A 7,805-nucleotide genomic window follows, 5' to 3' on the forward strand; every position below is an offset into this window, starting at 1 on the left:
GGCTGCTACGCCCAGCCCTTCGAGCGCTCGACGGCGTCGGTCCAGCGGGCGTGGGCCGCGTCCGCAGCGGTCCGGTCACCCGAGGGCTCGAACCGCCGGTCGAGCTGCCAGGTGTCGCGCAGCTCGTCGGTCGACGACCACACGCCGGTGCCGAGGCCGGCGAGGAACGCCGCGCCCAGCGCCGTGGTCTCGACGATCTTCGGTCGCTCGACGGGTACGCCGATCTGGTCCGCCTGGATGCCCAGCAGCACGTCGTTGGCGCAGGCGCCGCCGTCGACTCGGAGCGAGGTGACCTCGTCACCCCAGCCGGGCATGGTCTCCAGCACGTCGCGCACCTCGAAGGCGATCGCCTCGAGGGTGGCGCGGACGATGTGGCCGCGGCCGGTGCCGCGGGTGATGCCGATGATCATGCCGCGCGCGTGGGGGTCCCAGTGGGGGGCGCCGAGGCCCGTGAGCGCGGGCACGAACACGACGCCCTCGCTGTCCTCGACGGTCGACGCGAGCGCCGCGGTCTCGGCCGCCGAGCCGACGATCTGGAGCCCGTCGCGCAGCCACTGGACGGCCGCGCCCGTCACGAAGATGGCGCCTTCCAGCGCGTAGGTCAGCTCGCCGTCGGGGGACTTCCACGCGGCGGTCGACAGCAGGCCGGCGTCGGAGCGCTCCAGGCTCGTCCCGGTGTTGGTGAGGATGAACGAGCCCGTGCCGTAGGTGCACTTGGAGTCGCCGACGTCGAAGCAGGTCTGGCCGAACAGCGCGGACTGCTGGTCGCCGGCGATGCCGGCGATCGGGAGCTCGAGGCCGAGGAACGACTGGGCGTCGGTGGTGGCGATCTCGCCCCAGTTGGGGACCAGGTCGGGAAGCGCGTCGCGGGGCACCCCGAACAGCTCGCAGAGCTCGTCGGACCAGTCGCCGCGCTCGAGGTCGAGCAGCAGGGTGCGGCAGGCGTTGGAGACGTCGGTGACGTGCCAGGTGCCGCGGGTCATCCGCGCGATCAGGTAGGAGTCGACGGTGCCGATCGCGTAGCGGCCGGATTCCACGTGGGTCCAGGTGTGGGGCTCGTGCTCGGCCAGCCAGGACAGCTTCGTGCCGGAGAAGTACGGGTCGAGCCGGAGGCCCGTCAGCTCGGCGACGCGGTCCTCGTGGCCGGCCTCGCGCAGGCGGGTGCAGATGTCGGCGGTCCGACGGTCCTGCCACACGATGGCGCGCCGCGGGGAGCCGAGCGTCTCGCGGTCCCAGAGCATGATCGTCTCGCGCTGGTTGGTGATGCCGACGCCCTTGAGCTCGGAGGCGTCGCAGGACGTGAGGACCTCGCGCACCGCCTCGAGCGTGGCCTGCCAGATCTCCTCGGGGGAGTGCTCGACCCAGCCGGGCTTGGGGAAGTGCTGCTTGAATTCCTGGTAGCCGCGGGCCGTGATCGTGCCCTCCGGGCTGACGACGACCGCGGTGACACCGGTGGTGCCGGCGTCGATGGCGAGGACGCTCACGACCGGCTCCCTTCCGGGGCAGTGCCGGTTCCGGTGCCGGTTCCGGTGCCGGTTCCGGTGCTGGTTCCGGTGCCGGGCGCCTGGCCACGGACGACGGCCAGGACCTTCTCGTCGATCCACTCGAGGTCCGGGGAGACCCGCATCTCGTAGTTCTCCGTGCCGACCCAGGCGTGGAAGTCGCGGTGGCCGCGCGCCCGGGCGAACTCCTCGAGCTCGTCGGCGAGCTCCGGGGTCACCGGCACCTTCTCCTCGTCGGTGGAGGCGGTGAGGTAGAGGTCGTTGAGGTCCAGCAGCCGGGCGAGCTCGCCGACGGGCGCCGGGTGGTCGTCGACCCGCAGGTCGACGGCGATGTCGTCGAGACCGCCGTACCCCGCTCCGTCGCGGACGACGAGCAGCGCGGCGGACTGCCGGCCGCGCCGGTCGCCGCCGGCCTCGTCGCCGGCCGCGAGCGCGTCGAGCAGGCGGCGGGCGAGCGGCGCTTCCGGGTCGGACTTCTCGAACGCCTCGCGCATCGCGACGACCACTTCCTCGCCGGCCAGCACGTTGCCCTGGATGGCGAACCCGTCGCCGGTCGCCGACCCCGCCCACTCCAGGCACGCCGGACCGGTGTGCGAGGCGGCGCCGCCGTCGGAGTCGACGATGCCGACCTGGCGGTGGTCGCGGCCCTCGTCCTCCTCGAGCAGCCGCTGCAGTGCCACCGACGCGGTGGCGCCCTCGTCGAGGTGGGCCAGCGCGAGGCCCTTGTACGCGACGTTGGCGTCGGCCTGGGTGGCCACGGCACCGACCTGCGCGACGGCCGCCGGGACGGCGGAGCCGACGGCGAGGAACTTCGAGGCGACGGCGACTCCCCAGGACTCTCCGTCGGCGGACCTGGCGACGATCGAGAAGGTCATGGCCGGGACCCTACCGAGGTCGATATCCGCTTGCCCTCAACCGCACTCGAAGTTCGAGAATCCTCTGGTGCTCTCACGTCTCGGGTTCCCGTCCCTCGGCCACCACCGCCGCTTCGTCACCGCCATCGCCGTCGACGCCGTCGGCAGCGGCGTCTTCATGCCGGTCACGATGCTCTACTTCCTGGCGGTCACGCCGCTGACGCTGGTCGAGGTCGGGGCCGCCGTCTCGATCGCCTCGCTGGTGGCGCTGCCGGCCGGGCCGTTGCTCGGGGCGCTGGTCGACCGGGTCAGTGCGAAGCGGGTGCTGCTCACCGGCAACGCGCTGCAGGGGCTGGGCTTCGCGGCGTACCTCGTCTCCGAGTCGTTCGGCGCGGTGCTGCTCTGGACGATCGTGGTGACGGTCGGTCGCACCGCGTTCTGGGGCTCCTACGGCAACATCGTCACCGTGATCTCGCTGCCGGGGGAGCGGGAGCGGTGGTTCGGCTTCCTCGGCGCCCTGCGCAACGTCGGTTTCGCGGTCGGCGGCCTGGCCGCCGGCGTGGCGGTCTCGGTCGGCACCGACCTCGCCTTCCACACCGTCGTGGCGCTCAACGCCGCGTCGTACGCCGTCGCCTGGTGGCTGCTGCTGGCCGTGCCCGACCCGCGGCCGGCGGCCACCCACGAGGCTCTGCCCGGGACCTGGCTCGACGTGCTGGCCGACCGCCCCTACCGGCTGCTGGTGGTCGCCCAGGTCGGCTACTCGCTGCCGATGATGATCCTGAACTTCGCGCTTCCGGTGTACGCCGTGACCGTGCTGGGCCTGCCCGGGTGGATTACCGGCGTCGTGTTCACCGTCAACTGCCTGATGGTGGGGGTGGGCCAGGGCCTGGTCGTCAACGCGATGACCGGCCGGGTGCGCTTCCGGATCCTGCTGCTGACGCAGGCCTTCTTCGCGGCGTCGTACGTCGTGTGGCTGGGCGCGAGCGTCGTCCCGGTGGCCGCCGCCGTCGTGGTGATGGTGCTCGGCGGGATGGTCTACACGATGGCCGAGTTGATGGGCGGGCCGGTGCTCGCGGCGCTCGGCGCGGAGGCGGCGGCCGACCACCTGCGGGGGCGCTACCTCTCGCTGCTCCAGGTGGCGTGGAACCTGTCGAGCACCGTGGCGCCCGTGACGTTCGCCTGGCTGCTCGACCGGGGGCCCTCGCCGCTGTGGCTGGTGATGCTCGGCTTCTCCGCCGTCTCGGCGCTGGTCGTGCACCGGCTGGGCCGGGTCCTGCCGCACGCGGGAGAGCGGGTCACGAACCGTGTCGCGGAGCCCTCGGAGGCCCTAGCCTGAGCGGATGGATCGTGGCGAGCAGGCGCTGAAGCGGGCGTACGACCACGCGGTCGACTGGCTGGGGTCGCTCGACGACCGACCGGTCCCGCCCCAGGCCTCGGTCGGCGAGCTCGTCGAGCGGCTCGGCACGGAGCTGCCGGCCGGGCCGACCGCGCCGGACACCGTCGTCGACCTCCTTGCCGAGGCGCTCGCGCCGGGGCTGGCCGCGATGCCGTCGGGCCGGTTCTACGGCTTCGTCGTCGGCGGGACCCACCCGGCCGCGCTGGCCGCGGACTGGCTGGTCAGCGCCTGGGACCAGAACGCCATGCTCCGGGCGGCGGCGCCCGGGGCGGCGGCCGTCGAGGACGTCACGCGGCGGTGGTTGCTCGAGCTGCTGGGTCTGCCGGCGGAGTCCGCGGTCGGCTTCGTCACCGGCGCCACGACCTCGCTGTTCACCTGCCTCGCGGCCGCGCGCGACGACGTGCTGCGGCGGGCCGGCTGGGACCAGGCCCACGACGGGCTGACGGGGGCACCGAGGGTGCGGGTGCTGGTGGGGGAGGAGCGGCACGACACGGTCGACCTCGCGCTGCGGTACCTCGGGCTGGGAGCACCCGAACGGGTCGCCGCCGACTCCGAGGGCCGGGTACTCCCCTCCGCGCTCGAGGCGGCGCTGGAGGCTGGTCAGGCGGGGCCGACGATCGTGGTGCTGCAGGCCGGCAACGTGCACTCCGGCGGCTACGACCCGTTCCCGGAGGCCATCGCGGCCGCCCGGCGCCACGACGCCTGGGTCCACGTCGACGGCGCGTTCGGCCTCTTCGCTGCGGCCTCGCCATCGCTGCGTCACCTGGTTGCCGGCGTCGAGGGTGCCGACTCCTGGACGTCTGACGCGCACAAGACGCTCAACGTGCCCTACGACTGCGGGCTGGCGATCGTGCGCGACCGATCAGCGCTGCGCGCGGCCATGGGCATGCACGGCGACTACCTGATCCACGACGACGAGGACGCGGGGGAGCCCCTCGACACGGTCCCGGAGATCTCCCGGCGGGCGCGGGCGATCCCGGTGTGGGCGGTGCTGCGCTCGCTCGGCCGGCGCGGGGTGGCCCACCTGGTCGACGGGCTGCACCGGCAGGCGGTCGACTTCGCGGACGGCGTACGTCGCCTCGACGGCGCCGAGGTCCTCAACGACGTGGTGTTCACCCAGGTGTGCGCCTCGTTCGGGTCGGACGAGCGGACCCGGTCCGTGGTCGAGGCCGTTCTCGCCGACGGCGAGACGTGGATGTCGGGGTCGCGGTGGCACGAGCGGGCGGTGCTGCGGATCGCGGTGAGCAACTGGTCGACGACGGACGCCGACGTCGGCCGGTCACTCGCCGCGCTGGAGCGTGCCCTCGGCCGGGTCTGACGGGCGCTCGGCCACCACCTGCCACAGCGCTCCGAGCCGGATGAACGGCTCCCGGTCGCAGAGCGCGAGCTCGAGCCGCTCGAGGGAGGCGTAGTAGTCGGGGTCCGCCTTGAGGGTGTCGTCGGGGACGTAGTCGTTGACGACGCGCGCCGCGTAGCGGCCGACGGGGGCCATCCCCAGCCGGGTCAGCGTCGCCTCCGTCTCCTCGGCCGTGATGCTTCGGCCGGTCGTGGCGAAGGTCGTCGACTCGAACGCGGCCGAGTCCAGCTCGGCCAGGGCGGCGTCGGGACCCTCGCGCGTCAGTCGCATGATCACGCGGGCGTGGGCGTTGGGCGCCATGACCGAGAGCCGGCCGCCGGGGCGGAGGGTGGCGGCGAGCCGCTCGAGGTCGCCGGCGTCGGCCTCGGCCGGGCGGTAGTGGAGGACGAAGTGGCACAGCACGAGGTCGTAGTTGTCGCCCGCCGCCGAGAGGTCGTCGATCGACCCCTCGATGGTGGTGAGCCGGTCGGCCACCCTGGCCGCGGCGGCGCGGCGCCGGGCCTCGGCCAGCCAGGAAGGCGCGGGGTCGAGGACGGTGACGTGGTGGCCGGCCTCGGCGAGCGGGACGGCGTCGCGGCCGTCGCCCCCGCCGACGTCGAGTACGCGGAGGCCGCCGTTGCTCGCACCCAGCGCCTCGGTCTGGCGGCGGAGGGTCTCCTGCACGACGGCGAAGCGGAGGCGGCCCCACGGCGCCTCGCACCACGCCCGCCACTGGGCCAGCCTCTGGTCGAACGTGTCGTCGGTCCGGTGGGCGGTCACCGGCCCACCCTCTCGTCAGGGGTGCGCAGGGTCGCGAGCCACTCATGGACAGTTGGCACGCGGCGAACAGCGGGGTGGAAGAAGAAGACGCTCTCGTGGCGGATGGGACCGACCACGCCCACGTGCTCCAGTTCGCCCCTGCTGGCCAGCGCCAGGGCAGCACCAAGCTCGGCGAACATGCCGCGGCCCTCGTGTTCCGACGCCAGGACGAGGACCGCGTCGGCCGCGAGGACGGCCTCGAGGTCATGAGCAGCGATCCGCCCGGAGTGCTCCGGGTGAGACCCGTAGTCTCCCTCCAACGTCGCATCCGGACCCCGCGTCCAATCGAGCGTGAGCTCGTGGCCGGCGGCCATGACCGCCGCTTGCGCTGCCCGGACGTTCTCGACATCGGCGAGTGCCCCCGCCACGTAGACCTTCACCGCGTGACGATCTCATGGAGAGCCGGCTCAGGCGGCGAGGGTGAGGTCGGCCCAGCCGATCTCGACGCGCGGTGCCTCGGTAGGTCTGTCGAGACCTGGCAGCGGTGGCGCGTGGGACTGGTGCTGGTGGCCGGTGGGGGTGGTCACCTCGATGCGGTGTGGTTCGCCTGGTCTTGATCGTGGTCGGGCGCGCCAGCCGGGTGCTTCTTTGGCGTGGTTGCAGGCCTCGCAGCGTCCGGTCAGATTCAGCTCTGACGTCTCGCCGTCGGCGTGGGCGGGGGTGGTGTGGTCGGTGTGCCGGATCGGTGCGTCGCACCACGGGGTGCGGCAGGTGCCGCCGTCGCGGAGCCGGACCAGGGCCGCGAGGCCGGCGGGCACCTTGCGCTGGCGGGAGTCCATGGCGACCAGCGCACCGGTGGCGGGGTGGGTGAACAGCCGCCGCAGCCAGACCCCGGCACCCGTGTCGGTGCCGGTGTCGAGGGCCTGGGCGACCAGGTCGCGGGCACACGCGGCGGGCACGGGACCGTGGCCGTCGAGGTGCGCCGGTGTCGGGTCGCCGTCCAGCAGGCTGGTGTCGCTGATGACGAGGTTGACCGCGACCGGCACCTGGTCGGCTTCGGTCTGTCCGGTGCAGCGTTCGACGAGGGTGTCGGCCATGACCTGTCCGCGGCCGCGGTCGTCGTCGCCGGCGGCTCGGGTTTGGTCGGCGGCCTTGGTGAGGGCGGCGTAGACGGCGACGCCCTGCTCGACCGGGAGCAGCGCCGTCAAGTAAGTCATCGTGTCCGGCGCCGGCCGCAGCGAGACCCGCCGCTCGTTCTGTGCCTTGGCGCGGCGGCGGACCACCGCTTCCTGGTCGAGCCGGATCGCGAGCTTCTGCGCGGCCGCTGCTACCGCCCGGTCGCCGAGCCCGTCCAGGGTGGCGGGGTCGGCGCAGAGGGCTTGGTCGACGTACTCCCGGTGCTCGCGGGTCAGGCATCCGGTCTCTCGGGCCAGCAGCGTGGCCTGCCACTCGGTCAGGTCTCCGGCGGCAAGCCGGTCGAGAGTGTGGGGCATCTCGTGCACGAGCACCTTGGCCAGCCCGAGGTGCTGCGCACCCCGGTTGGGCGACTCCCGCCGCGCCAGTCCGACCTGGGCGGCGATCCCGACCCCGACCCGGCGGGCCGGCAGCCCCGCCGCCTCCTGCGCTGCGCGCTGGGAGGCGTCGAGGTCCGCGGTCAGCTTGGCCTGCGCTGCCGCGGCGGCGGCCTTGAGCCGCTCGAGCTCGGTGATCAGGTCGACCCGCTCGGCGTCGCTGATCCGGTCGCGGGACACTTCGGCCAGCTGGGCGGTCCACCCGGAGACCTGATCGGTGGGCAGCGCGACGGCGGTGGCGGCCTGGCCGGCCCCGCTGCCCTGTCATGTCGCAGGACTTCGGTGACAGTTCTGCATCAGGACATCGGTGACACTTCCGTACGCCTTGGTGGTGACACTTCGGCCGCGAGGCTGCGGCGGTGGCAGCCAGTGAACCCATCGATCCCC

Annotated in this window: 7 protein-coding genes; 2 read left to right on the plus strand and 5 right to left on the minus strand. The window is 73.4% G+C overall.

Translation table 11 applies throughout. The features are described from left to right. Positions 1–5: 5 nt before the first annotated feature. Both glpK and ACFP2E_RS08285 read right to left on the minus strand, forming a co-directional pair. Positions 6–1,484, minus strand: a complete 1,479-nt coding sequence (gene glpK, locus ACFP2E_RS08280; protein ID WP_378522018.1) for a glycerol kinase GlpK — start codon at positions 1,482–1,484, stop codon at positions 6–8. Further along, positions 1,481–2,377, minus strand: a complete 897-nt coding sequence (locus ACFP2E_RS08285) for a DUF1028 domain-containing protein (RefSeq protein WP_378522017.1) — start codon at positions 2,375–2,377, stop codon at positions 1,481–1,483. Before ACFP2E_RS08285 ends, glpK begins: the two co-directional genes overlap by 4 nt. A gap of 67 nt (positions 2,378–2,444) precedes the next feature. On the opposite strand from ACFP2E_RS08285, the gene ACFP2E_RS08290 reads away from it, so the two are divergent. Both ACFP2E_RS08290 and ACFP2E_RS08295 read left to right on the plus strand, forming a co-directional pair. Next, the gene (locus tag ACFP2E_RS08290; RefSeq protein ID WP_378522016.1) at positions 2,445–3,692 is read left to right on the plus strand and encodes an MFS transporter; all 1,248 of its coding nucleotides are present in this window, start codon (positions 2,445–2,447) and stop codon (positions 3,690–3,692) included. A 4-nt stretch (positions 3,693–3,696) separates the two neighbouring features. After that, positions 3,697–5,070 carry a pyridoxal phosphate-dependent decarboxylase family protein gene (locus tag ACFP2E_RS08295; protein ID WP_378522015.1) on the plus strand — a complete coding sequence of 458 codons (1,374 nt, stop codon included), beginning with the start codon at positions 3,697–3,699 and terminating at the stop codon, positions 5,068–5,070. Here the strand turns inward: ACFP2E_RS08295 and ACFP2E_RS08300 are convergent. Genes ACFP2E_RS08300 through ACFP2E_RS08310 form a run of 3 tightly spaced genes read right to left on the minus strand, consistent with a single transcriptional unit; the run spans position 5,032 to position 7,598 of the window. Further along, the gene (locus ACFP2E_RS08300; protein ID WP_378522014.1) at positions 5,032–5,868 is read right to left on the minus strand and encodes a class I SAM-dependent methyltransferase; all 837 of its coding nucleotides are present in this window, start codon (positions 5,866–5,868) and stop codon (positions 5,032–5,034) included. The genes ACFP2E_RS08295 and ACFP2E_RS08300 overlap by 39 nt on opposite strands. After that, the gene (locus ACFP2E_RS08305; protein ID WP_378522013.1) at positions 5,865–6,287 is read right to left on the minus strand and encodes a hypothetical protein; all 423 of its coding nucleotides are present in this window, start codon (positions 6,285–6,287) and stop codon (positions 5,865–5,867) included. Before ACFP2E_RS08305 ends, ACFP2E_RS08300 begins: the two co-directional genes overlap by 4 nt. A gap of 27 nt (positions 6,288–6,314) precedes the next feature. Continuing rightward, positions 6,315–7,598 (minus strand): HNH endonuclease, encoded by a 1,284-nt coding sequence (locus ACFP2E_RS08310; RefSeq protein ID WP_378522012.1) that lies wholly within the window; start codon positions 7,596–7,598, stop codon positions 6,315–6,317. Positions 7,599–7,805 lie beyond the last annotated feature (207 nt).

Source organism: Nocardioides sp. GCM10027114, assembly GCF_042659625.1.
GTDB lineage: Bacteria > Actinomycetota > Actinomycetes > Propionibacteriales > Nocardioidaceae > Nocardioides.

Excerpts from the sequence above, each read along its gene's own strand:
- ACFP2E_RS08285 (WP_378522017.1), bottom strand. The coding sequence starts at position 2,377 with ATGACCTTCTCGATCGTCGCCAGGTCCGCCGACGGAGAGTCCTGGGGA.
- ACFP2E_RS08295 (WP_378522015.1), top strand. The coding sequence starts at position 3,697 with ATGGATCGTGGCGAGCAGGCGCTGAAGCGGGCGTACGACCACGCGGTC.